At 65.9% G+C, this 23,946-nt stretch carries 16 protein-coding genes and 1 tRNA gene; 5 read left to right on the top strand and 12 right to left on the bottom strand.

All coding sequences use genetic code 11. The features are described from left to right. Window positions 1–37: 37 nt before the first annotated feature. Entirely contained in the window at window positions 38–1,339 is a 1,302-nt protein-coding gene (locus tag E0473_RS01365; protein WP_137679072.1) for a GGDEF domain-containing phosphodiesterase, read from the bottom strand. 111 nt (window positions 1,340–1,450) lie between these two features. Here E0473_RS01365 and E0473_RS01360 point away from each other — a divergent pair, with 111 nt between their 5' ends. From E0473_RS01360 to E0473_RS01350, 3 genes are all read left to right on the top strand, one after another. Then, on the top strand, window positions 1,451–2,236 hold the full coding sequence (locus tag E0473_RS01360) for an NAD kinase (protein ID WP_137679071.1): 786 nt from the start codon (window positions 1,451–1,453) through the stop codon (window positions 2,234–2,236). 153 nt (window positions 2,237–2,389) lie between these two features. Continuing rightward, window positions 2,390–2,464, top strand: a tRNA-Asn gene (locus E0473_RS01355). Window positions 2,465–2,623: 159 nt separating this feature from the next. Next, window positions 2,624–5,266, top strand: coding sequence for a M14 family zinc carboxypeptidase (locus E0473_RS01350; RefSeq protein WP_137679070.1), 2,643 nt, complete (start codon window positions 2,624–2,626; stop codon window positions 5,264–5,266). Here E0473_RS01350 and E0473_RS01345 read toward each other — a convergent pair. The 4 genes from E0473_RS01345 to E0473_RS01330 form a co-directional block, all read right to left on the bottom strand. Next, a complete protein-coding gene (locus tag E0473_RS01345; RefSeq protein WP_137679069.1) occupies window positions 5,263–6,450 on the bottom strand; it encodes an MFS transporter in 1,188 nt (395 codons plus the stop codon). The two genes, E0473_RS01350 and E0473_RS01345, sit on opposite strands and share 4 nt — an antisense overlap. Continuing rightward, complete coding sequence (locus E0473_RS01340) at window positions 6,443–7,306, bottom strand: SMP-30/gluconolactonase/LRE family protein (RefSeq protein ID WP_137679068.1); 864 nt, start codon at window positions 7,304–7,306, stop codon at window positions 6,443–6,445. The genes E0473_RS01345 and E0473_RS01340 overlap by 8 nt, the downstream gene beginning before the upstream one ends. 64 nt (window positions 7,307–7,370) lie before the next feature. After that, window positions 7,371–10,118, bottom strand: coding sequence for a preprotein translocase subunit SecA (secA, locus tag E0473_RS01335; RefSeq protein WP_137679067.1), 2,748 nt, complete (start codon window positions 10,116–10,118; stop codon window positions 7,371–7,373). A 97-nt stretch (window positions 10,119–10,215) separates the two neighbouring features. After that, complete coding sequence (locus tag E0473_RS01330; protein WP_137679066.1) at window positions 10,216–10,476, bottom strand: hypothetical protein; 261 nt, start codon at window positions 10,474–10,476, stop codon at window positions 10,216–10,218. A gap of 65 nt (window positions 10,477–10,541) precedes the next feature. On the opposite strand from E0473_RS01330, the gene argJ reads away from it, so the two are divergent. Next, window positions 10,542–11,768, top strand: a complete 1,227-nt coding sequence (argJ, locus tag E0473_RS01325) for a bifunctional glutamate N-acetyltransferase/amino-acid acetyltransferase ArgJ (RefSeq protein ID WP_137679065.1) — start codon at window positions 10,542–10,544, stop codon at window positions 11,766–11,768. After that, the gene (locus E0473_RS01320) at window positions 11,749–12,582 is read left to right on the top strand and encodes an inositol monophosphatase family protein (RefSeq protein ID WP_241657279.1); all 834 of its coding nucleotides are present in this window, start codon (window positions 11,749–11,751) and stop codon (window positions 12,580–12,582) included. Before argJ ends, E0473_RS01320 begins: the two co-directional genes overlap by 20 nt. A 40-nt stretch (window positions 12,583–12,622) precedes the next feature. Here the strand turns inward: E0473_RS01320 and trxA are convergent, their stop codons facing one another. The 7 genes from trxA to E0473_RS01285 all read right to left on the bottom strand — a co-directional run bounded on the left by trxA (window position 12,623) and on the right by E0473_RS01285 (window position 23,915). Then, the gene (trxA, locus tag E0473_RS01315; protein WP_137679064.1) at window positions 12,623–12,943 is read right to left on the bottom strand and encodes a thioredoxin; all 321 of its coding nucleotides are present in this window, start codon (window positions 12,941–12,943) and stop codon (window positions 12,623–12,625) included. 70 nt (window positions 12,944–13,013) lie between these two features. Next, window positions 13,014–16,469: a double-strand break repair helicase AddA gene (gene addA, locus E0473_RS01310; protein ID WP_137679063.1), complete on the bottom strand. Its 3,456-nt coding sequence runs from the start codon at window positions 16,467–16,469 to the stop codon at window positions 13,014–13,016. Further along, a complete protein-coding gene (locus E0473_RS01305) occupies window positions 16,466–19,441 on the bottom strand; it encodes a PD-(D/E)XK nuclease family protein (RefSeq protein WP_137679062.1) in 2,976 nt (991 codons plus the stop codon). Before E0473_RS01305 ends, addA begins: the two co-directional genes overlap by 4 nt. Then, window positions 19,434–20,150, bottom strand: a complete 717-nt coding sequence (locus E0473_RS01300) for a nucleotidyltransferase family protein (protein WP_137679061.1) — start codon at window positions 20,148–20,150, stop codon at window positions 19,434–19,436. Before E0473_RS01300 ends, E0473_RS01305 begins: the two co-directional genes overlap by 8 nt. Then, the gene (locus E0473_RS01295; protein ID WP_137679060.1) at window positions 20,147–21,124 is read right to left on the bottom strand and encodes an aminoglycoside phosphotransferase family protein; all 978 of its coding nucleotides are present in this window, start codon (window positions 21,122–21,124) and stop codon (window positions 20,147–20,149) included. The genes E0473_RS01300 and E0473_RS01295 overlap by 4 nt, the downstream gene beginning before the upstream one ends. Beyond that, a complete protein-coding gene (tsaE, locus tag E0473_RS01290; RefSeq protein ID WP_137679059.1) occupies window positions 21,121–21,576 on the bottom strand; it encodes a tRNA (adenosine(37)-N6)-threonylcarbamoyltransferase complex ATPase subunit type 1 TsaE in 456 nt (151 codons plus the stop codon). Before tsaE ends, E0473_RS01295 begins: the two co-directional genes overlap by 4 nt. Beyond that, window positions 21,573–23,915 carry a PAS domain-containing sensor histidine kinase gene (locus tag E0473_RS01285; protein WP_137679058.1) on the bottom strand — a complete coding sequence of 781 codons (2,343 nt, stop codon included), beginning with the start codon at window positions 23,913–23,915 and terminating at the stop codon, window positions 21,573–21,575. Before E0473_RS01285 ends, tsaE begins: the two co-directional genes overlap by 4 nt. Window positions 23,916–23,946: the final 31 nt, after the last annotated feature.

Raw genomic sequence — 23,946 nt, 5'->3', positions numbered from 1 at the left:
TTTACTTGGCCTGAAAGCAGGCGCGCGCTCCTAGCCCTCACGCGTCTATAAAGGAAGCCAGTTCACTTGCCGACATGGGCCGCGCCCCGAGGAAGCCCTGCCACTTCGAACAGCCCTCTTCCGTGACAATCGCCTTCTGTGTTTCGGTTTCCACACCCTCGGCGAGGACATAGAGATCGAGCGCCCGCGCCATCGCGACGATTCCGCGCAACACGGCCAGATCGCGTGTGTCCTCGGCGAGGTTCTCGATCATCGAACGGTCGAGCTTCAGGCCAGTCAGCGGCAGCATCGTGAGGTAGCGAAAGTTGCAGAAGCCCGCGCCGAAATCGTCGAGCACGATGCGCATTCCGCGATCGGCCAGCTCCTGCAAGCGTTGCGCCGAGCGGTCCAGCTCGATCACCAGCGCCTGTTCGGTGATCTCGATAATGACGCGTTCGGGCGCGATCCCGGCGCCGATCGCGGCATGGGCCAGCACCGCGCCGAAATCCCGGGTGGCAAGATCAGCGCTGGTGACATTGAGCGAAATGTTCAGGTGCCGGGGCCAATCGCGCGCGCCGGCCAGCGCCTTGCGCACGATATGGCGTGACAACTGCCCGAGGTGATCCGCCCGCTCGGCAATCGCCAGCATCGCGCCCGCCCCGATCCTGCCGAGCGCGGGATGCTCCCACCGCGCGAGCGCTTCCGCCCCGACCATCGTGCCGGTCTCTGCACAGAACTGCGGCTGATAAAGGATGGAAATCTCGTCGCGGCCAAGCGCAGCGATTAGATCGGCTTCAAGTTGCTGCGCGCTGCGATCGGGCAGCGAACGCGTGCCGTCGACCCAGCAGAACCGCTTGCCCGGATTGTGCCGACCGCTCTCCAGCGCCTCGCCAAGCCGCGTGACCATGCGCGCCGGGCTTTCGCCTGCCACGGCGCGCAGCAGCGCCATGCGCGGCCACAGCCGGACCGGCGCGGGGGCTTCGATGCTGGTCAGCGGGCGCGCGATATCGAGGGCCAGCTCCTCGGCCAGCCATTGCCAACGCTCGCGGCTGGAGGCTTCCATCGCGGCAATCAGAAAGGTGCTGCCCGTGACGCGCGCCACCAGCCATTCAAGATCGAACTCAACCCGCGCGAAGGCGGTCATCCGCGCCGCAATCTCGACCAGCGCCCGGTCGCCCGCAGCTTTGCCATAGGCAAGGTTGACCGCGGAGAAGCGCTTCACCGTCAGCAGCATGGCGTGGATGGGTGGCACCTGACCGGGATCGGTCCCGGCCTGCCACTCTTCCAACTGCTTGATGGCCGCGCCGGCACTGAGCACGCCGGTCAGCCGGTCAAGCCATTCGGTCTGATCTAATTCCATCCTCGGTCCCTGCGCCAAACCGGCGGCGAATGCGCGCCCGCAATTGATCTCGTTGCAAATCGGGACGCCGCTTCATAGTAGGGCATCGCCTTTTGCGCGGGAAAACTTGTCATGGCCGACCACGAATTCACCAAGCTGGCGCTGTTCCACGCGCAGACCGATCCCGCTCGCAAGGCGGCGCGCGATCTGGGCGAGCAGATCACCTTCGTGCCGGTTGACGAGGCCGACTGCGTGGTGGCGCTGGGTGGCGATGGCTCGATGCTCGATGCCTTGCACCACATGCTCGATACCGGACGCAAGTTGCCGGTATACGGGCTGAATCTAGGCACGGTCGGCTTCCTGATGAACCGCTGGCATGGCGCGCGTGGCCTGCTGGGCCACATCAACCGCGCCAAGACCATGCGCGTCGCCCCCCTACGGATGTCCGCTACCACACAGAGCGGCGAGACCACCTGCTATTACGCTATCAACGAGGTGAGCCTGCTGCGCGAAACGCGCCAGACCGCCAAGATCGAGATTTCCGTGAACGAACGCGTGCGCATTCCCGAATTGGTCGGCGACGGCGTATTGCTCGCCACTCCGGTTGGCTCGACCGCCTACAACCTTTCGGCCAACGGACCGATCCTTCCGCTCGGCTCGCAGATGCTTGCGCTGACGCCGATCAGCCCATTTCGCCCGCGGCGTTGGTCGGGCGCGATCCTGCCCGACTGGATGACCGTCACCTTCCGTGTGAACGAGCCGGCCAAAAGGCCGGTGGCTGTGGTGGCCGATCAGAAGGAGGTGCGCGACGTGGCCGAGGTCGAGGTCGCCATCGCGCGTGACAAGGAAATGATCATGCTGTTCGATCCTGGCCAGGCGCTCGACGAACGGATCGTGTCCGAGCAGTTTGTGCATTAGTTTGCTGTTCCCCTCGCCTCAGGCTGCGGGGCCGTTTTTGGCCTAAGTGTGTGGCCTGATGGGTATTTTTCAGCAGCACCGAGAGAAAGCCAAAATCAGTCCTTGCCAAACCGGAATCACCCCCATATAGGCCCTCACCTGCCTGAGGGCTGCTCCCCGATAGCTCAGCGGTAGAGTAGGTGACTGTTAATCACTTGGCCGTAGGTTCGAATCCTACTCGGGGAGCCATTTTCCACTTTATATTAGTGCGATAACCCGCCTTGCGGGGCACCTCGCTGGCGTCTGACGAACCCCAGTATTACCTTTTGGCAAAAGTTTGCGCGTGGCTGCTTGCCTAACGCGGTCAATCAGATCATCCTCCCTCCCACAACACGACAGGGAAGCTTGATGATCTGCCACACTATTGTCCGCGCCGCACTGCTCGGCGCAGCCAGCCTGCTTGCCACAACCCCCCTGGCCGCCCAGTCGATCCTTCCCGGCACTTTCGACCCCGCCATCCCCGAACTGCAACAGGTGATCGGCCATGCGCCGGGCGAAGAGATCACCGCGCCAGCTGACCTCCTCACCTATATGGAAGCGCTGGCGGCAGCCGCTCCCGAACGGGTACGGTTGGTCGAATATGCCGAGAGCTGGGAAGGCCGTCCGCTGGTCTATGCGGTCATTGCCAGCCCGGCCAACATGGCGCGGATAGAAGCGATCAAGGCCGACATGGGGGAGCTTGCGCGAGGGATAGCCCCCGCAGCCGCCAGCGCCATCATAGAGCGTACCGTGCCCGTCACCTGGCTTTCCTACGGCGTTCATGGTGACGAGATTTCTTCCACCGATGCAGCGCTCGCCCTAGCCTATCACCTGCTCGCCTCGGAGGGTGACGCTACGGTCGATACGATCCTCGCCAACAGCGTCGTGATCATCGACCCTTCGCAGAACCCCGATGGCCGCAACCGCTTCGTTCAGAGCTTCACCGCCGCGCGTGGCCTTGTGCCGCAGGTCGATCCTGACACCGCCGAGCACGACCAGCCCTGGCCCGGCGGGCGCGTCAATCACTACCTGTTCGATCTTAACCGAGACTGGTTCGCGCTGACCCAGCCCGAAACGCGCGGCAAGGTCGCCGCCGTGCGTGACTGGCAGCCGGTGGTGTTCGTGGATGCCCACGAGATGGGCGGTGCCAGCACCTATTTCATGCCGCCCGTCGCCAACCCGATCAATCCGAACATCACGCTCGGACAAATCTCCGCGCAGGAGCTGCTTGGTCGCAACAACGCCGCCGCGCTCGATGCGATCGGCCAGCCCTATTACACCCGCGAAGTGTTCGACGCGTTCTATCCCGGCTACGGCGATAGCTGGCCCATGATGAACGGCGCCATCGGCATGACGTTCGAGCAAGCCAGCGCGCGCGGTCTGGTCTATGAACGCCCTGACGGCACCGTGCTGACTTACCGCGACGGCGTGCGCAACCACTTCACCACCACGCTCGCCACGGCCTACACAGTCGCCACCAATGCTCGCCGTTTCCTCTCGGACTATGCCGCCTATCGCCGCAGCGCCGCCACGGGCGAAGCCGGGCGCGGCAGCTATGTGATCGACCTCGCCTCGCGCCGCTGGAACGCCGAACAGCTCGGACGCCGCCTCGCCTTTCAGGGTATTGCCGTGCGCCAGGTGGGAGGCCCGGCCAGCGCCTGTGGCAAGAGCTATCCGCAAGGCTATCTCGCCGTACCGCGCGAACAGGGCACCGGGAGACTGGTCCGCTCGCTGCTCGATGAGCAGACCGACCTGCCCGGCTCCTTCGTTGCCGAGCAGGAGGATCGCCGCAGCCGCGACCTGCCGCACGAGCTTTACGATTCGACCGCGTGGTCGCTCGGTTTGATGTCCGGGGTGGACGTAACGCTTTGCGCCGATGCAGCGGGCGGAACCGCGCTTGCTGCCGATGCCCCCTTGGCCGAGCGCACCGAGACTCCCGGCACCTTCGGCCTTGTCGTGCCATGGAGCGATAGCGGGCAGGTCCGCCTGGTGGCCGAAGCCTTGCGCGCCGGGCTGGTCGGACGCTCGAGCGCCGAAGCCTTTACCACCGGCGGGCGCAGCTATCCGCGCGGTTCGGTGGTCTTCACCGCAGCGGCCAATCCTGATAAGCTCGGCGAGCTTAACCGTCTTGCCCGCACCATCGGCGCCGAGACGCGCGCGCTTGCAAATGGCTGGGTTGATCGAGGGCCAAACCTGGGCAGCGATGCAGTGGCCATGCTCACCGCTCCGCGCATCGCGATGTTGTGGGATGATGGCGTGTCGCCGCTGTCTGCCGGGGCGCTGCGCTATGTGATCGAGCAGCGGCTCGCCCTGCCCGTCGCGCCGATCCGAACGGGCAAAGTGAGCGCGGCTGACCTTGGCCGCTATGACGTAGTGCTCGTGCCTGACGGCAGCCCGGGCCGCGCGCTAGGGTCAGCAGGCGTTGCCGCACTCGCCAGCTTTGCCGAGGAGGGCGGCGTGCTTGTCGCCATTGGCCAGTCGATCATGGACCTCAATCGGGGCGAGGATGCGCTGCTGGCGACCAAGCCGGAAGGCGCCGCATCTGCGGGCGACGCCAAGGGGAAGGCACCCGGCGAAGGCCCCGTCGCCCCAGGAACCGATATCGCCACACTCGCCGAATACCGCAGCCTCATCGGCGACCCCGATGCCCTGCCCGACGTGCTTCCCGGCGCGCTGCTCAACACCGCCATCGATCCCGACACGATCCTCTCGGCAGGCTATGAGGCAGGCCCGGTGGTGAATGCCGATGGCAACCTGATCTTCACGCCGCTTGCGCGCGGAACGGGGACCAATGCGGTGCGCTATGCCGCGCCGGCCGACCTGCTCGCCAGCGGCTATATCTGGGACGAGAACCGGCGCCAGATGGCTTTCAAGCCTTACCTGATGGCGCAGGAGCACGGCGACGGACTGGTGGTCGGCTTCGCGCAGGACCCGTCAACGCGGGGCTATCTCGACGGGCTCGACCTGCTGATTGCCAACGCCGTGCTGCAAGCGCCCGCCCGCTATCGCTAGGCCGCCGCCGCGCGCTTCGCATCGAGCAGGCGCACCGCCTGCAACGCGATCAGCGCGGCGAGCGCGATCATTGCTGCACCTGCATACCACGGCAAGTCCATCTCCAGCGCAAACAGCGCGCCAAAGGCTGGCGGAGCGAGGATGCGGCCGATTGCGTTGGACGCCATCAACAGCCCCATCGTGCTGCCCTGCCGCTCGGGCGGGGTGTTGCGGCTGAGCAGCGCGCCGGCAGAAGGAAAGGCGAGGCTGTGCCCCGTCATCAGCAAACCCATCAGCGCCACCCCGGTGAATGGCGTGCGGATTACAGGCTGCAACAGCATCGCGAGCACGAGGCAACCCAGCCCAATCAAAATCACCCGCGCCTCCCCGAAGCGGGCCACCAACGGCCCGATCAACACCAGCTGCGCGAACAGTCCGCCGCCGCCGATGGCGAGGAACGCCCAGCCCAGGTCCTTCGCGCTCCACCCGAAGTTCGCCTCGCTCCACAGCCCGTAAATCGCCTCCATCGAGGCAAAGGCGGCAATGCCGAAGAACGAGATCACGAACAGCCGCGACAGCAGCGGCTCGGACGAGACGAAGGCAAAGGCCTCGGAATATTTCGGCAAAGGCCGCCCCTTGCCCGATGGCTCGACCGCATCGCGCAGGACGAGGAAACACCAGATGCTCGCCATGACCGACAGCGCCCCGGCGATCAGGATCGGCGCGTGGAAACTCTGCGCCGCGACTTCCTCGCCTGCGAACAGTCCACCCAGCACCGGCCCGAAGGCAAAGCCGAGCGAGAAGGCCGCGCCGAAATAGCCCATTGTCTTGGCCCGTCGCTCTGGCGCAGAAACGTCGGCGATAAAGCCCTGCGCGACGCTGAGCGTGCCCGAGAAGAACCCGCTGACGATGCGGATAACGATGGCCGCCCAAAGGTTCGGCGCAAAGGCGAAGGCGATGTAGGTCAGCCCGGCGATGAAGGTGGTGACGTAGAACACCTTGCGCCGCCCCCAGCGATCGGACTGACGGCCCCAGTGGATTTCCCCGAACACGTTGCCGAACGAATAGGCCGCAAACAGCAGCGCGATCTCGAACGAGCTGGCAGAGAACACCTGCCCATAGAACGGCAGCAGCGGCAGAATCAGGCTGAACCCGGCGATGTTGATGAACACCGCAACCAGCAGTGGGGGCAGGCGTTTATCCATGATAGCGCGGCTCCGGCAAACCGGTGACGGCGAGGTCGTCGATCACATAGCTCCAACCGTCGCCCTCGCCCGGCTCACGGCCGAGAAAGGAAGGGTCGATGCTGGGCACGAACAGGCGATCCAGCTTCTCGCCGAAGAACATGCAGCTGGCAGGCAGTTTGGTGGGCATTTCGATCACCTGCTTCACCTCGCCTTCAGGCGATAACCGCAGCACCACACCGCCCTCGCAGATCGCGCTCCACAGATCGCCATCGGCAGAAACCGTGCAGCCATCGGGGATCGGGCCATAGTCGCTGGTGTCGAAGAACACGCGACGGTTCGCAGCGGTGCCGCTCTCGATGTCATAATCGTAGGCGTAGATCAGGTGCGCCATGCTGTCGGCGTGATAGAGCGTAGTGCCATCGGGCGACCAGCAGGGGCCGTTGCCGAGCGTCAGCCCGCTGTCGAGTTGGCGGATCGTCCCGCGGTCGAGCGTAAACAGGCCGCCGACGGGTTCGCTCGCCTTGCGATGGCTGGTGCCGAAGATGAAGCGGCCCGCCCGGTCGACCTTGCCATCGGCGAACTGGATCGCGGGATTGGCCGGCTCGATCAGTGCCAACGGCTCCACGGCTCCAGTGGCAAAATCGAGGCTGTGAATGCCGCCAACGAGTGCAACGATGGCCCCGCCCTGTTCGCGCAAGGCCATCGAGCCGATCATGTCGGGAACGTCCCACTGCGCATGATCGCCAGTGGCAGGATCCCACCGGAACACTTTCCGGGCGAGGATGTCGATGTAAAATAAAGCCTGCTCGGCCACATCCCACACCGGCCCCTCGCCCACCTGACAGCGCGGCAGGTCCAACCTCGAAATTCGCATCGCCCTCTCCTCTCTCTCGAGAGGTTACTAACGGGCGTTACGATTATAACAAGAGCTCTGCCGTTCAGACCGCGCCGTGACAGTGCTTATATTTGCTGCCCGAGCCGCAGGGGCACGGCGCATTACGGTTCACGTTCTGGTCCTTATAAGGATCGTTGGTCTCCGCGCCGCCGGGGCCGACGCCTGCGACCGGCGATCCCGCCAGCGAACCGAACAACGACGCAAACCGGGCCGAACCGTCGCCGTCGTTCGAGTTGTCCTCGCCCGACAACGGGTCGATGTGACCAGTGAGGAAGTCGGGCAGTTCGGGCAGCGGAGCCTGCTGGGCCGGCTGCGCGATGCGGAAATGCGCGGTGAGTAGCACGCGGGTAACATCCTCGCGAAGCGTATCGAGCATCGACTCGAACAGGCCGAAAGCTTCCTGCTTGTATTCGTTGATCGGCGTCTTTTGCGCATAGGCGCGCAGGAACACCACCTGCCGCAGCGCATCGAGCGTGGCGAGGTGTTCTTTCCAGTGATGATCGAGCCGTTCAAGCAGAATGCCCTTCTCGTTCTGCCGCCACACATCTTCATCGAACTGCGCCACGCGCCCGGCGAGCTTCTCCTCGGCAAGCGTCTGCAAGCGCTGCTCGATCAGCTCGGGGTCGACCTGTTCCTCTTCCAGCCAGTCGTCGAGCGGCGGGGTCTCGCCCATCACGTCCTCGACCCTGGCCTTGAGCGTTTCCACGTCCCACTGCTCGGGATAGGAGCCCGGCGGGCAAGCGGAGGTGACGATCGCGTTGATCGCGTCGCGGCGCATTTCCTCGACCACGTCATCGACCTTCTCGGAATCCATGATTTCCGCGCGCTGATCGTAAACCACGGTGCGCTGATCGTTCATCACGTCGTCGTACTGCACCACTTGCTTGCGCATCTCGTAGTTGCGCGCCTCGACCTTCTTCTGCGCGGTTTCGATGGCCTTCGAGAGCCACTTCGAGCCGATCGCCTCGCCATCTTCGAGGTTCGAATTCATCATCTTGGAGAACAGCGTGTCCGGCCCGAAGATGCGCAACAGATCGTCCTCCAGGCAGAGGTAGAAGCGCGAGAGGCCGGGGTCTCCCTGACGGCCCGAACGGCCGCGCAGCTGGTTGTCGATGCGGCGGCTTTCGTGCCGCTCGGTGCCGAGCACGAACAGGCCGCCGGCCTCGATCACGCGCGCCTTCTCGGCGGCGATCTCTTCCTTGATCCGGGCGATGGCAGCGTCCTTCTCGGGGCCGTCTTCGAGATGGCTCAGCTCGTCGCCGATGCGGAAATCGAGGTTACCGCCGAGCTGAATGTCGGTGCCACGTCCGGCCATGTTGGTGGCGATGGTGACCGTGCCGAAGCGGCCCGCCTGCGCCACGATGTGTGCTTCCTGCTCGTGCATCCGAGCATTGAGCACGGCGTGCTTCACGCCTTCCTTGTCGAGGAACTGGCTGAGCAATTCGCTCTTTTCGATCGAGACAGTGCCGACCAGCACGGGTTGGCCGATTTCCTGCTTCTCCTTGATCGCCTTGGCGATGGCGGCGAACTTGTCGAGCGTGTTCTTGTAGAACTGGTCGTCATCGTCGATGCGCGCGATGGGCAGATTGGTCGGGATCTCGGCCACGTCGAGCTTGTAGATGTCGAAGAACTCGGCCGCCTCGGTGGCGGCGGTGCCGGTCATGCCCGAAAGCTTGGGATACATGCGGAAGTAGTTCTGGAAGGTGATCGAGGCCATGGTCTGGTTCTCGGGCTGGATTTCCGCGCCCTCTTTCGCCTCGACCGCCTGGTGCAGGCCGTTCGACCAGCGGCGGCCGTCCATCATGCGCCCCGTAAACTCGTCGATGATGACGACCTTGCCATCCTTGACGATATAGTCGGTGTCCTTCCGGAACATCTTCACCGCGCGCAAGGACTGGTCGAGGTGATGCACGACCTGCGTGTTCTCGACATCGTAGAGGTTGTCGGTTGCCAGAAGCCCGGCCGCGAGCAGGCGCTGCTCCATGATTTCGACGCCATCCTCGGTCAACTGGATGTTGCGCGCCTTTTCGTCGGTCTCGTAGTACTCTTCCTCAAGCTCCTTCACCACAGCGTCGATCGACATGTAAAGCTCGGACTTGTCCTCGGTCTGGCCCGAGATGATGAGCGGCGTGCGCGCCTCGTCGATCAGGATCGAGTCGACCTCGTCGACGATGGCGAAGTTGAAGGGCCGCTGCACCATCTGGCTGCGCGAATGCTTCATGTTGTCGCGCAGGTAGTCGAAGCCCAACTCGTTGTTGGTCGAGTAGGTGATGTCGGCAGCATAGGATTCGCGCCGCGCATGTTCGGGCAGGTTGGGCACGATCACGCCCACGCTCAGTCCGAGGAAGCTGTAGAGCTTGCCCATCTCCTCGGCGTCGCGGCTGGCGAGGTAATCGTTCACGGTAACGACGTGGACGCCCTTGCCCTCGATGGCGTTCAGATAGACGGCGAGCGTCGCCATCAGGGTCTTGCCTTCGCCTGTCTTCATCTCGGCGATCTGGCCGCGGTGGAGCACGATGCCGCCGATCAGCTGAACATCGAAATGGCGCATTCCGTAAACGCGCTTCGAAGCCTCGCGAACGGTCGCGAACGCTTCGGGCATCAGGTCGTCGAGCGTCTGGCCCTCTTCCAGCTTCTGGCGGAACTTGGCGGTTTGCGCACGCAGCTCATCGTCGGAGAAATCAACGAGCTGCTCTTCCAGGCCGTTGATACGATCAACGATCTTGCCGAGCGATTTAACGTACCGGTCGTTGGATGAGCCGAACAGGGACTTGGCGATAGACTGCCACATGAGGTGGATTCCTGACTATGAATACGGGGATGCCGCGCGGGCAAAGGGCGCGGCGGGAAACAGGGCTGTAGGCTGCACGCAGGCGCGCGCGGCGGCGCTATTCCAGCGCGCGGTCTGCCTGAAGCTGGACCGAGGGGCTCCACACGACGACCGGGCGTTCGCCGCAGGGGCGACGCATCGGTGCTATGGCGGTGCGGGAAGCCGAGAACTCGAGCGGGGCGACGACGATGGCCGAACAGTCACCGCAATCGGCAGCTTCCGCCAGCGAGACCACGTCCGCTTCCACCGCGCGCGCAGGCTCCGCGACAAGCGCAAAGCCCGACATCACGGCAAGCAGGGTCAAAAGACGGCGAAGCATTGCTGGGACAGATAGCGATCTATTGGCAATTGTCCACTGCGCACCAAGCGCCTATCGCACGGCCGATGAACATCGCCACCTCCCCGCTCGCCAAGCCCTTCCCCGCCATGGAGCCCATCGCCGGCGTAACGCTGCGTGTGGCCCGTGCGAACTACAAGACGTGGGACCGCTGCGACCTCACTTATGCCGAGCTGGCGGAGGGCACAGCCGTTGCCGGTGTGTTCACGCGCAATGTCTGCTGTTCGTCGGAAGTCGAGCTGGGCCGCGAACAGGTGAAGCTCGGTCACGCGCGGGCGCTGATTGTCAACGCTGGCAATTCGAACGCCTTCACCGGCTACCGCGGGCGCGACGCGGTCGAGCAGATCATGGCGCAGGTCGCCGCTCACCTGGGCTGTCAGCCCGCCGAGGTGCTGGTTTCCTCGACCGGCGTGATCGGGGTGCCGCTGCCCAAGGACAAGGCCGAAGCGGGCGTCGCCGCGGCGCTCACCGCCGAGCCCTGCACCTTCGAGGACGCCACCAACACAATCGGCACCACCGACACCTTCGCCAAAGGCGCCAGCGCCACGGCGATGATCGGCGAGACGAAGGTGACCATCAACGGCATCATCAAGGGCTCGGGCATGATCGCGCCCGACATGGCGACAATGCTCGGCTACGTCTTCACCGACGCTGCGGTCGAGCCCGCCTTCCTGCAAGCCTGCCTCAGCGCCGCCAGCGATGCGACCTTCAACTGCATCACTGTCGACAGCGACACCTCGACCAGCGACACCGTGCTTGCCTTCGCCACCGGCAAGGCGGGCAACGTGCCGCTTGCGCATGTCGATGACGCGGGCGCTGACGCTTTTGCCGCCGCGCTGCACGATGTCTGCCGCCAGCTTGCCCATCTGGTGGTGCGCGACGGCGAAGGGGCGAGCAAGTTCATCGGCGTGACCGTTCATGGCGCAGCGTCGGATGAGAGCGCGCGCAAGGTCGGCCTCGCCGTGGCCAACTCGCCGCTGGTGAAGACGGCCATCGCGGGCGGCGATGCGAACTGGGGCCGCGTTGTGATGGCGGTCGGCAAGGCGGGCGAACCGGCCGATCGCGACAAGCTCGGCATTGCCTTCGGCGGAATCTGGGCGGCGAAGGACGGCCTGCCTTTGCCGGACTATGACGAAACGCCCGTGGCCGCGCATCTGGCAGGCGACGAGGTCGATATTACCGTGGATCTTGGCCTTGGCGAAGGCCGGGCCACCGTTTGGACCTGTGATCTCACACATGGCTACATCAGCATCAATGCCGATTACCGCTCATAAGGCGGCGGGGATGACCGGCCTCGATACAGCCATCGCCAAGCTGCTGCGCGAGGTGACCGAACGCGCGATCCTCCCGCGTTTTCGCAACCTTGCCGAGGGCGAGGTGGAAGACAAAGGCGGCAACGACCCGGTCACCGTGGCCGACAAGGACAGCGAGCATATGCTGGCTGAAGGTCTGGCGCGGATCATGCCCGGCCTTGCCGTGGTTGGCGAAGAGGCTGCCCATGCCGATCCGCAAGTGCTGGAAGGTCTCAAAGGCGATTGCTGGATCATCGACCCTATCGACGGGACGCGCAACTTTGCAGCCGGAAAGCCACCCTTCGGGATTCTGCTTGCCATGGCTTCTGGCGGAGAGGCGCACACCGGGTGGATCTATGATTGCCTCTCCGGCCGCCTCTGCGTGGCGCAGAAGGGCAAGGGAGCATTCGTTAATGGCGAGCGGATCACCGCCCGCGTCACCGGCGAAACATCGCCAGTGGCAGCGATCTCGTTGCTGTTCATGGACGAAGCCAAACGCGAATCGGTGAAGGAGCATATCGCTCCGCACTACCGCCTCGTCGACATCCCCTATTGCGCTGCCGAGCAATATCCAAGGCTTGCACTAGGCACCAACGATGTCTCGATCTTCGAGCGCACGCTGGCATGGGACCATGCAGCAGGCGCGCTCTGGCTCAACGAAGCGGGTGGCAAGGCCGCGCGGCCCGATGGCACGGCTTACCGGGTGGATGAGTGGGAGCGCAAAGGCCTGATCGGCGCCGCATCGCCCGCGTTGTGGGACGGCATGGCAGAGCGGCTCTCAGCCTTGGCCGCGTAGAAAGCCCGGCCCCGGCTCAAGGCCGGGGCGACGGATAAGCTCAGAGGTTGCTCTCAAGCCAGTTCTTGAGCGCGTTCTTCGGCGCCGCACCCATCTGGTGCGCCACCACCTTGCCGCCCGAGAACAGCGCCAGATAGGGGATCGACTGAACTCCCATCTGCCCAGGGACATCGGGGTTCTCCATGATGTCCATCTTAACGATCTCGACCTTGCCTTCCAGTTCGTCCGAAATCTCTTCGAGCGCGGGGGCGATCATCTTGCACGGGCCGCACCAATCGGCCCAGAAATCCACCAGCACGGGCTTGTCGGCCTCGATCACGTCGGACTTGAAGCTGGCGTCGGTCACTGCTTTGGTTGCCATCGGAATTCTCCTTGTCTTTCGTGCAATCTAGTCATTGCTCATGGCTGGGCAATATGCGCGCGCGATAGCTTTAGTCGCCCTGTGCGAAGCCGGGCTTGTGCGCTGCGAGCACCGCATCGGGCAAGGCGATCAGGCGCGGAACCTGTGTATAGAGCACTGCGGCCTCCACCGTGCGCCCCGGATAGATCACCTCCAGCGCCGCGACATAAGCCGCCATCTGCGCCAGCGTCGATGTCGGCACCTCGGCAAGGCCCACAGGTGGGCGGCGCGCCGTCTTGAAATCAGCCACCACGATCCGCTCGGGCGTCACCAGCAGCCGGTCGACCGTGCCCGCGATCACTTCGCTGCCCACCACTGCGGCAAGCGGCACTTCGGCCAGAGCCTCGGGACCGAACAGCTCGCGCCATTCCGGCTCGGCCAGCACGGCCAGCGCGCGATCCAACATTTCCTCGCGCTCGGCCTCGGCAAGGTCTGCCCCGTGGCGCGCCAGCCATGCCCGGCCGCCCGCAGGCCGCATGTCCTCGGGCACATCGGGCAAACGTTCGAGCAGCGCGTGGATCAGCACCCCGCGCCGCGCGGCAATCGCCGCCTGCGCTACCGGCAAGGGCGGATCGGCCCCGCGCTCCTCGGTCGCGGCAGAACTCGGCGCGAGCGGACGCGGCGGGCGCGGCTCCTCACCGACCGGCGTGGTAGCCCAGCGCGGCAGGACCTCGGGGATCGGCAGCGCCTGCTGGCTGCGGTGCGGAAACGCGGGCGCGCGCTCGCCGCGTTCGGTGCGCGCGCCCCATATATCGTCTTCAAGCGGATCGCCCGCGAACAGCGGCGCGAGGCGGGAATACCAACTGTCGGGCGCGGGCTCCTTCTCAAGCTTGCCCAGCGCGCCTCCGATAAACAGCGCCTCTTCCGCGCGCGTCATGGCGACATAGAGCAAACGCCAATGCTCCTCGCGCTCGGCGGCCTTGGCAGCCTCGGCAGCCTCGGCAACTGTCCCCACGCGCTCGTCCTTGCCGAGCGGGAGCAGCGGAATCGCGCGGGGAGTGCCGCCCCCAAGCGGTTCCTCGACCAGTTCCAGCCCGCTCGCCATGCCCTTTTCGGGGTCGCCGCAGGCATCGGCGAGGATCACGATCGGGGCTTGCAAACCCTTCGAGCCGTGGACCGTCATGACCCGCACGAAGTCGCCCCCGCCCTCGGCCTCGCGTTTCAGCTCCCCCTCGCCCGCGTCGAACCAGCGGATGAAGCCCTGCAGGCTCGGCGTGTTGCTAGCGGCGAACTGGAATGCGGCGTTGAGCAATTCGTCGATAGGATCGGAGGCCTCGCTGCCAAGCCGCGCGAGCAGCTTGCGCCGCCCCTGCCACGGGCCGACGAGTATCCAGTGCAAGAGCGCTTGAGGCACCTCGAAATCGGCCCGCGCGAGCAGATCGAGCAACATGACCCGCGCCGCCTCGACCTCGGGATGCGCACCATCGCGCAGGTGCTGCCACAGGCTCTTGCCGCTATCGCCGCGGTAGCCGTGTTCGAGCAGTTGCTCCTGGCTCCACCCGATCAGCGGCGAGACCAGCAGGTTCGCCAGTTGCAGGTCATCCCCCGGTTGCGCGGCGAAGCGCAGCGCCGCCATCAGGTCCTGCACGGCGAGCGGCGCGGCGAGCCGCAAGCGGTCCACCCCCGCCACCGGCACGCCAGCTGCATGAAGCCGCGCGACGATCAGCCCGGCCAATTCACGCCGCTTGCGCACCAGCACCATGAAGTCGCCCGGCGTTGCGTTGCGATGGCCGCCCTTGCTGAGCGCGAAGCCGCCATTCCACATGCGCAGGATCGACTGGGCGATCTTGTCGGCCATGCGCCGCTCGGGCTCGGATACGCGCAGTTCGGGGCCGTCTTCCTCGTCGCTGTCGCCCACCTTGCCCGGCACCGGCGCCCACAGCGTGACAAGGCCGGGGCGCTGGTCGCCCACATGCGGCGCAGGGCGTTCGTCGAGCCCGAAGGCCTTGTGGCCGATGGCGTCGATGGCCTCATCGACGAAAGTGAGCACCGGCTGCGCGGTGCGGTAGGAGCGCCCGAGGTCGAGATCCTGCAACTCGCGCCAGCGCAGTTTCTCGCGCAATTGCCCGGCATTGATCACGCGCTGGCGCAGCTTTTCGGCGTAGTCGTCGCGCTTGGAGAGGAAGTTGTCCGGGCTCGTGCCCTGAAAGCCGAAGATCGCTTGTTTGTAATCGCCGACCACGAAGATGGTTCGCTGGCGCTCGCCCGCTGCACCGATCCCGGCGAAGAAGTCGTCAGTCAGCGCGTCGATGATCGCCCACTGGCTGACGTTGGTGTCCTGCGCCTCGTCGACGAGGATATGGTCGAACTGCCGGTCAAGCTTGTAGCGGATCCACTCGCCCTGCCCCGGATCGGCAAGCAAAGCGGCGGCGCGGCGGATCAGGTCGTCGAAATCGACCAGCCCCTCGCGCTGCTTGGCCTCGTCCCATGCCAGCGCATAGCGCCGCCCCAATTCGAGCGCCGGGGTGAGCACTGCGACCAGCTCAAGCAAGGCAGCCTGCTGGCGCACCTTTTCGAGCCATGCCAGCGCATCGACTGCGACCATCTCGACTGCCGGATCGGCCTTCGCGAGGTTGTTCTGGTACTTGAGCAGGCCCTTGTCGTTGAACAGCTCGCCCATCAGCGCGCCGCTGGCGGCGAAGCGCTCCTCGGCCGAGCCCAGCAGCCATTCACCGATCAGCGCGGAAAACTTCTGCCCGCTCGCCGCGCCCCAGCCATCGTAGGCCCACATGATCTGGCGCAGGAGTTCGATCCCGGCGCTGCCGTCGGCGCAGGCTCCGGCGAAATCGGCGACGCTGGCCTCGGCGGGCAGGCCGACCAGTTGTGCGACCCTCCCGCGCAAGGGTGGCTGCCATGCGCCCGGCCCGAACCACGCCTCGCGCGCGGCGGCACAGCGCATCAGCCACTTGCGCGCCTCTGCGGGGCCGAGCCGGACGGATAGCTCTTCCAGCGCGGCCATGGCGGCGGGGTCGCTCTTGTCCCAGTCCTCAACCAGATCGGCCAGCACCTGCGAGGCCAAAAGGTCGCGGTCACGATCCTCCATCGGACGCGTTCCGGGCACCAGTCCGGCCTCGTTCGGGAAAGCCGCCAGCAGCCACTGCGCAAAAGCGTGGATTGTATCGATTCTAAGCCCGCCACCGGGGCAGTCGAGCACGCTGGCGAACAGGCTGCGCGCCCGGGCAATGGTGGCGGGATCGGCGCTCGCACCGATGGCCAGCAGATCCGCCGCCAGCGCCTCGGCGGGCATCCGCACCCAGTTCGCCAGCACCTCGTTGACGCGCACGGCCATTTCCGCCGCGCCCGCCTTGGTGAAGGTGAGGCACAGTATCTGCTCGGGCCGCACCGCCGAATCGAGCAGCAGCCGCAAGACCCGCGCCGACAGCACCTGCGTCTTGCCGGTGCCCGCCGAGGCCGACAGCCACACACTGTCCGCAGGGTCGACCGCCAGCATCTGGTTGTTCTGCAAGGGATAGACCGCGCCGCTCATCGCTCGTCCCCGCGCCCTTGCCACTCGCCGAGCCGCATCAGGTGATCGTAGGTGTTGTAGCCCGGCGCATCGGGGTTGAGCCCGGCGGTGAACGGCTCCTCGCCCAAAATCCAGCGGCCGAGCGCATCATGCAGATAGCGTTCGGCCTCGGGGAGGAAGTCCTCGGGCAGGATACCCGAGCGCTTTGAGCCGACCTTCAGCGGCGTGGTGATATAGCCGAAGCCGGTCGCGTGGTCCTTCACCTTGGCCTTGCCGAGCGACCAATATTCGAAGGCGGTCGGCTCTCCCGCGATGCCCGTAAACCCGCCGTCCCGCGCGATCAGCCCGAGTGTGCCCAGTTGCAGCGCATAGCCGTTTTCGACTGTTGGCCCGGTCGGCGGACCGCCGGTCTTGTAGTCGACAACCGCCAGCGAGCCGTCGGAGAGCCGATCGATCCGGTCGGCCTTGCCGTGGATTCGGATGCCCTCGACGTGCATCTCGCCCTTGGCCTCGATCCCGTTGGGGAGCGGTTGGCGCTGCGGGTCGGCCCCGATCTGCGCGACGATCCATTGCAGCGCGCGGACCAGACGCGGCTTCCACAGCGCCCGCATCACGGGGTGCGCGTGCATCTCGGCGAGATGTTGCTCGGCCAGCGCCTCGATGGCGCCCTCGCCGTTGTGCCAATGTTCGAGGATAGCGTGGGCCAGCGTGCCCTGCCAGGCAGCATCGGGTTCAGCGTCGAGCGGCTCTAAATCGCGCAGCCCCATGATTTTGCTGGCGTAGAATTCGAATGGATCGGACCGCAGCCGGTCAAGCTGGGTGACCGAGATGTCCTGCCGCCGCTGGTCTGCCGAGGGCATCGGCGCAGGCACCGGATAGGGTGCGATTTCCATTGGCGCGGGGTCCAGCTCGCGCGCCAGTTTGAGCGTCTGTTCGTCGCTCGCCGCCGCCGACAGATCGGCCCCGAGCAGCGCGCGCACCCGCAGCAGGAAGCGCGAAGGGATCGCGGGGCCGGAGACATCACGCCGCGCGCGGGTCAGCACCACCTCGGGCGCGCCGAGCGCTCCGGCAAGGTCATGCGCGGCAAGGCCGATGCGGAAGTCTGCCCCCGGCACCCCGAGCGCGCGCAAGACAGCGGGCGCGAGCAACGGGTCGCTGGCGGGGGCCGGCGGCCAGGTGCCCTCGTTCAGACCGCCACAAATCACCAGATCGGCGCGCGTCATCCGCGCTTCGAGCAGGCCGTAGATCGCCACCCGAGGATGCCCACCGAACTGCGGACGCACCGCCACCTGATCGAACAGGTCGCGCAAAACGCGCGGCAATTCGTCTGGCGCGAAGTCCACCGACACTTCGCGCGCGTGGAGCCGCCATTGCTCGATAAAGGCCGACAGCGCGCGGCCATCTTCGCGCGCCCACAGCGCCTCTCCGCATAGCGCCTCGCCCGCGTCGGCCAGCAGATCGAGCCACTCGGCGAGACCCAGCGGTGCTGCCACTTCAAGCAGCGGAGCGAGGACGGGTTCGACCGTTTGCCACCAGTCGGCAACGCCCGCTTTCTCGGCCAGCCTGCGCGGCTCTTCCAGCCCGGAAGCCCTGCGCGGACCGCGCAGCCTCAGTTCGAGCCGTCGCACCGCGCGCAACCAGTCGGCGCGCTCTTCGTGGCCAACCAGTGGATGACCCAGCAAAGCCATCAGCGGTACCGGCGCGGCACGCTCGGCTCCGACCTGCGCCAGCAGCAGCAACACACGCCCCGCCGCCGTCTGGCTGAGCGGGACACCGGCCGAATCGTCCGCCCGCACGTTCCAGCGCCGCAAATGCTGCGACACCCGCGCGGCCAGGCCGCGGTCGGGCGTCACCACGGCAACGCGCCGTTCGGGTGTGGCAAGAGCCTCGCGCACCAGCAGCGCGATGGCCTGCGCCTCTTCTTCGGGATTGCCCGCCTCGATCAGCCGCACCCCGGCAAGACGCCGCTGCTTCGCCGGAAGCGCCGCCCACCGGCGGCTTGCGAGCGGCGGCAGGAACAGGCTCGAAATGGCATGGCTGCGCTCGGGCGGCCCCTTACCGAGACCGGCCCGGTGCCAGGCGCGGATCTCCTCGCGGGCAATGCCCATCCGTCCGAGCAGCAGCTTGAGGTGATACTGCGGGTGGGTGATCGCATCGTCGCGTCCGAACGGCTCTTCCAGCGACGGGTCGCCCGCGTGGCCAAGTTCGTCCCACACCTCTGCGTCCATCGACAGGTCGAAATCGGGCAGGATCACCGCGCCCTGCGGCATATGCGCGATGGTGCGCAGCATTTCGGCGAGCGCAGGCGCGGCGCTGGTGACGCCCGCCGCGACAATCGGATGTTCAGGCGGTGCCTCGCGCAACCTTCGCGCTGCGGCGCGGAACAGCAGGTTGCGCCGCGCCGAGGTGTCGATCTCGCCGCGCTGGTCAAGGTGGTCGCGCCACAGCAGTTGCACCTTGGCGAACAGCGCCAGATTGTCACGCCAGTGATCGGAGTTGGCGGCGAGGATGCCGAGCACCCGCTCACCGAGCAGATCCTGAGGTTCGATATCCTCGATCAGCAGCCGGTCGATCACCCTCCCGGTCTCGGTAGCGAGCCGCATCAGCGCCGCGCCGGTTGGAGCCTTGTCGCCCTCGACCTCGCCGATCAGTTGCGCAAGCTTGAGCGTTCGCCGCAAGGGGTCAGCCGCCGGGGGCACCGCTGCGCCCGCTCCCAGCGAATCGAACAGCGGGCCAAGCGCTTCGTCGAGATCGAGATCGCCCACCTGCACCATGCGCGGCAGCAGCAGGCCGCTAGTCCCCGCCTCGCCCGCATAGCGGACAAAGGCTTCGGTGATGGTGCGCGCGGCACGGGTGGAGGGGACCAGCAGTGTCAGCCGGGCGAGGCCGAAGCTGTCATCTCCATAACGCGGGACCAGCCCCGCCACGAGCGCATCGGCAAAGCCCCGGTGCGCGGCGATGGAATAGACGTGCGGTCCGGGCCGCTCAGACATTCCTGAGCGCGTCTTCGGTCGGCGCGATCATTTGCGGGGTGCCAACCTCGAACCATTGGCCGGTGAACGGCAAGCCGAACAATCGCCCCTCTTCGATGGCGCGGTCCCACAGGACATTCGTGGAAAACGGTCCTTCGGGCGCATCGCGCAGCAGGCGTTTCGATACAAGCTGAATGCCGGTGAACACGAAGGGTGCCACCCGTGGCTTGTTCCGGCGGCGCAGGCGGCCTGCCGCGTCCATATGGAAGTCGCCCAGACCGCGAAAATTCACCGCGCCCTTGTGCGCGACGACCAGCAGCAGCGCGTCCATCTGTTCGGGGTCCCATCGGACCGAGAGGTCGGCAAAGCAGTTGCGCGGGCCGTCGAGCCAGATGTTGTCCGAGTTCAGGCAGAAGAACGGATCGGGCAGCTGATCCTGCGCCTTCACCAGCCCGCCCCCGGTCTCAAGCAGCTGCGGTCGCTCGTCCGAGATGGTGATGGCAGGGTCCTTACGCTCGGCTAGGTGCGCTTCGAGCGTATCGGGCATATAGTGAACGTTGACCAGCGCCTTGGCCACCCCGGCATCGGCAAGCCGGTCGAGCGCATGATCGATCATGGGCTTGCCCATCACCCGCACCATCGGCTTGGGCATCGATGCAGTGAGCGGGCGCATCCGCTTGCCCATACCTGCGGCCAGCACCATGGCGGTATCGGAAGCGAGCGTGGTCATGCGGTCAGTTTGCCCTTGTTGGCGCGGATTTCGTCCGGGATGTTGGCATCGAACCAGCGCGCGACCGGGGCCAGCGCCGGATGCGCCAGATCGCGCTCCATCGCTTCCCACACGCGCGGGATCATAGAGAGGTAGCGCGGTTTGCCGTCGCGCTGGTTGAGGCGCGCAAAAATGCCGACAATCTTGGCGTTCCGCTGCGCCCCAAGCCGGGCATAGTCGGCGGCGAAGTGCTCGTCGCAACCGGCCTCCTGGCAATAGTGGTCGAGCATGGCCGCCTCCAGCTCCTCCGAGACGTCACGGCGCGCATCCTGCAACAACGAGACGAGGTCATAAGCCGGGTGGCCAACCAGCGCATCCTGAAAGTCGATCAGCCCTTGCGAGCCATCTGCCAACAGCATGATGTTTTCGGCATGATAATCGCGCAGGACGGTGACGCCGGGCGTCTGGCGGTCAAGCAGCGGGGTCAGCACCTCGCGCCATGCCGCCTCGAACCCTTCCGCATCGACCTCGATGCCAGCCTGCGGACAGAACCACTCGGGCAGCAGCGTGACCTCGCGCAGATAAGTTGCCATATCATAGGGCGCGAATGGGCCGGGCTCGCAACGGTGCAAGGCCACCAGCGCATCGATCGCCTCGGAATAGACCCGCGTTTCGTCAGCCGGGTTTTCATCTAGCCAATCGCGCATCCGGTCCAGCCCGAAGTCCTCGAGCAAGACTAGCCCGCGCTCGTCGCACTGGGCGTATATGTGCGGCGCGCGCATGCCCTGCCCATTGAGCCAGTGGGCGACATGAAGGAACGGGCGCACATCCTCGTGCGGGGGCGGCGCGTCCATCAAGAGCGCAGCCTTGCCCTCGCGATTGAGGCGGAAATAGCGGCGGAAGCTGGCATCGCCGGGCAGCGCCTCGATCTGAGGAGTGGCCCAGCCAGATTCGGCCAGAAACTCGTCGATGCGGCGCGGGAGAGTCTGAGTCATCGCCACCGCCCTAGCCAAGCTTGCCCCGGCTCGACAATCGCCTTGCGCCCCCCTTCCCCGTTTTCGTCGCGAAACTGGAGCGTGATGGCGAGGCAGGCAGGCTCATGCGCGAAGCCGCCGGCGTGCTTTGGCCATTCGGCAATCAGCACTGCGCCCTCGCGATAGTCGTCGAGCCCGATCTCGTCGGTTTCCGAGGGGTGTTCGAGCCGGTAGAAATCGGCGTGGACCAGCGGCGGCGAAAGATGGTCGTACATCTCGACGATGGTGAAGCTGGGCGACGGCACCTCGCCCTCGTGCCCCAGCGCAGCGATGATCGTGCGTGCCAACGTCGTCTTGCCCGTGCCGAGGTCGCCTTCAAGCGCCACCACATCTCCCGGCTCAATCAGCTTCGCGATGCGGTCGCCCAGCGCTTGCATCGCGGCAAGATCGGGCAGCGCGACTTCGGCGCTCATGGCAGATAGATCGTGGCGGTGGTGCCCACGCCCTTCTCCGACTGAATTTCGAGCCTGCCGTTGTGCGCCTCGATCAACTGCCTGGCGAGCGGTAAGCCGAGACCGCGTTTGCCCGCCTTGTCTTCGCCAGTGCCGGGACGCCGATAGCCGTCGAGCGCGCGCGCCAGTTCCGACGGCTTCATCCCCGCGCCATTATCCGAAATCACGATCTGCACGCCCGACTTGCGCCGCTGCAGGGCAACGAGCACGCGCCCCTTGCTGCCGGTCGCCGAAATCGCGTTGTCGAGCACATTGCCCACGGCCCGCGCCAACTGCCGTGCATCGCCGGTGATCGAACCGGCCGAACGATCGCCGCGCAGGTCGAGCGTAATGTTCTTCGCTTCGATAGCCTCTTCGCGCTCGCGCACCACGCGGGTGAGGAAAGCAAACAGAGCGATCTCTTCCTGCGCCATCGGCAGCAGGCCTGCCTCGCTCTGCGTCAGGTCGAGCACGGTCTCGATCTGCTGCGTCAGCCGTTCGACCGAAGCGATGATCGCGTTCACGTAGTCCTGCGCCTGATCGCTCAGGTTGCCCGCGATGCCACTCGCCAGCAGTTCGGCAAAGCCGCCGATCGAGGTCAGCGGCGTACGGAACTCGTAAGACATATTGGCGAGGAACCGCGTCTTCATCGCGTCCGCTTCTTCCAGCGCGGCATTGCGTTCGCGCAGCGCGGCCTCGGCCTTTGTCGAATCGGTCACGTCGAGCACGGTAAGCAGACCGTTGCCGTCGGGCAGCGGCACGCCGGCAAATTCGAGCGTGCGCCCGTCGGCCATCAGCACCCGCCCGCTCTTGTGCTGCCGGTCAAGCGTGGCGGCGCGGACCACCTCGCCGATTGCCGTGCGCTGTCCCGGCCGCGCCAGACGCGTGCCGAGCTGTTCGAGCAGGGCGTCGACATGCGGATGCTTGTCGAAGAAATCTTCGTCGAGGCCCCAGGTCGAGGGGAAGCTGCGGTTCCACAGCTGGATCTGGCCATTGGGCGCAAACACCGCCAGCGCCTCGAACAGTGAATCGAATGTGGCCGTGCGGGTGCGCAGCAAGGTGTCCCTGGTGGCAGAAAGTGCGAGCTGCTCGGAACGGTCTTCGGCCACCAGCACCAGCGAGCCATCGGGCATGGGTTGCGCAACGATGCGCAGGTGCATGTTACCTGGCAGCGTCCAGGCATCCTCCACCGCGCTGTCGGAGGAGAACCACTTGCGCAGCTGGCCGCGCCACTCGGGAAAGTCGCGCACTTCGGGCAGCCGCGCCTTGTCGCGCGCGATGTCGATGAAGCGTTCGAAATCGAGCCCACGCGCAAGGGCCGGTGCGGGCAGCGCGAAGATACGCGCGAAAGGCTGGTTGGCAAAGGCGATTACCCGGTCGGGATCGAACTGCGCCACGCCCACCGAAAGCTGATCAAGCATCGAGCGCTGCGCCTCGCGGAAGGCGCGGAAAGTGCGGGCCTGCTCCTCCATATCCTCGATATCGACGGCATAGCCTGCCACCCCGTCTTCGCCCAGCGGAAGGTCGGACACGCGCAAAGAGCGGCGCTGGTTGCCAATGGTGGCGGGAACGATGCGTTCGACCGGCTCTTCTTCGCTGTGCGCCTGCAACGCGACATCGGCGGCAGTTCGCCCCTCGACGGTCTCGACCAGTTCGATCTGCTGCGCGACAACTTCGTTGGCATCGCTTGCCCCCACCGCCTCGACATAGGCACCGTTGACGAGCCGCAGTTGCATGTCCGGCCCGCGGAACCACATCGGCATGGGCGCAGCCTCGATCAGGCCGATGAGCGCGATGAAATCGGCACGGGCACGCACCGCGTCTGCACGCAGGCGCTCAAGTTCAACCTGACTTGAGGAAAAGTCGAACCACCAGGTCAGCGCCGCCCCTCCGGTTGCCACTGCCGGATCGGCAAGGCTGCCATGGACGGCCAAGCTGCGGGTCGATCCGTGCGGCTGCAACGCCAGTGAGAACGGTGCGGCCGTCTTGTGCGTGCGGCGCAGCGCCTCGCGCAGCCGGTCAAGCTCGCCCGGCGCAAGGCCACTGGTGCCGCGATCCAGTTCGGAAAGGAACTCGGGCAGATGATCGAGCCCGAGCCAGGCGGCGAGCCGGTCCGGCCCTTCGATCCTGCCATCGGCGCGCACCAGCATCGGCACCGCTGGTGATTCTTCGATCATCTGCGCCAAGCGGCGCGACTTGACCATCGCGCTGCGCGCCGCCCGCTCGCTCGCGCGGGCTCGCCACGTGAGCCAGGCAGCAAGCCCGGTCCACGCGGCCAGCAGCAGGCCGATCAAAGCCGCGGCAAGAGGAGAGAGTTCCATCTTCCGTCAGCTATGACCGGCAGCCCCGCGA

The organism is Aurantiacibacter suaedae, from assembly GCF_005434915.1.
Lineage (GTDB): Bacteria > Pseudomonadota > Alphaproteobacteria > Sphingomonadales > Sphingomonadaceae > Alteraurantiacibacter > Alteraurantiacibacter suaedae.
The sequence above is the reverse complement of the archived record's forward strand: the minus strand, read 5'-3'. Positions and strand labels throughout refer to the sequence as shown.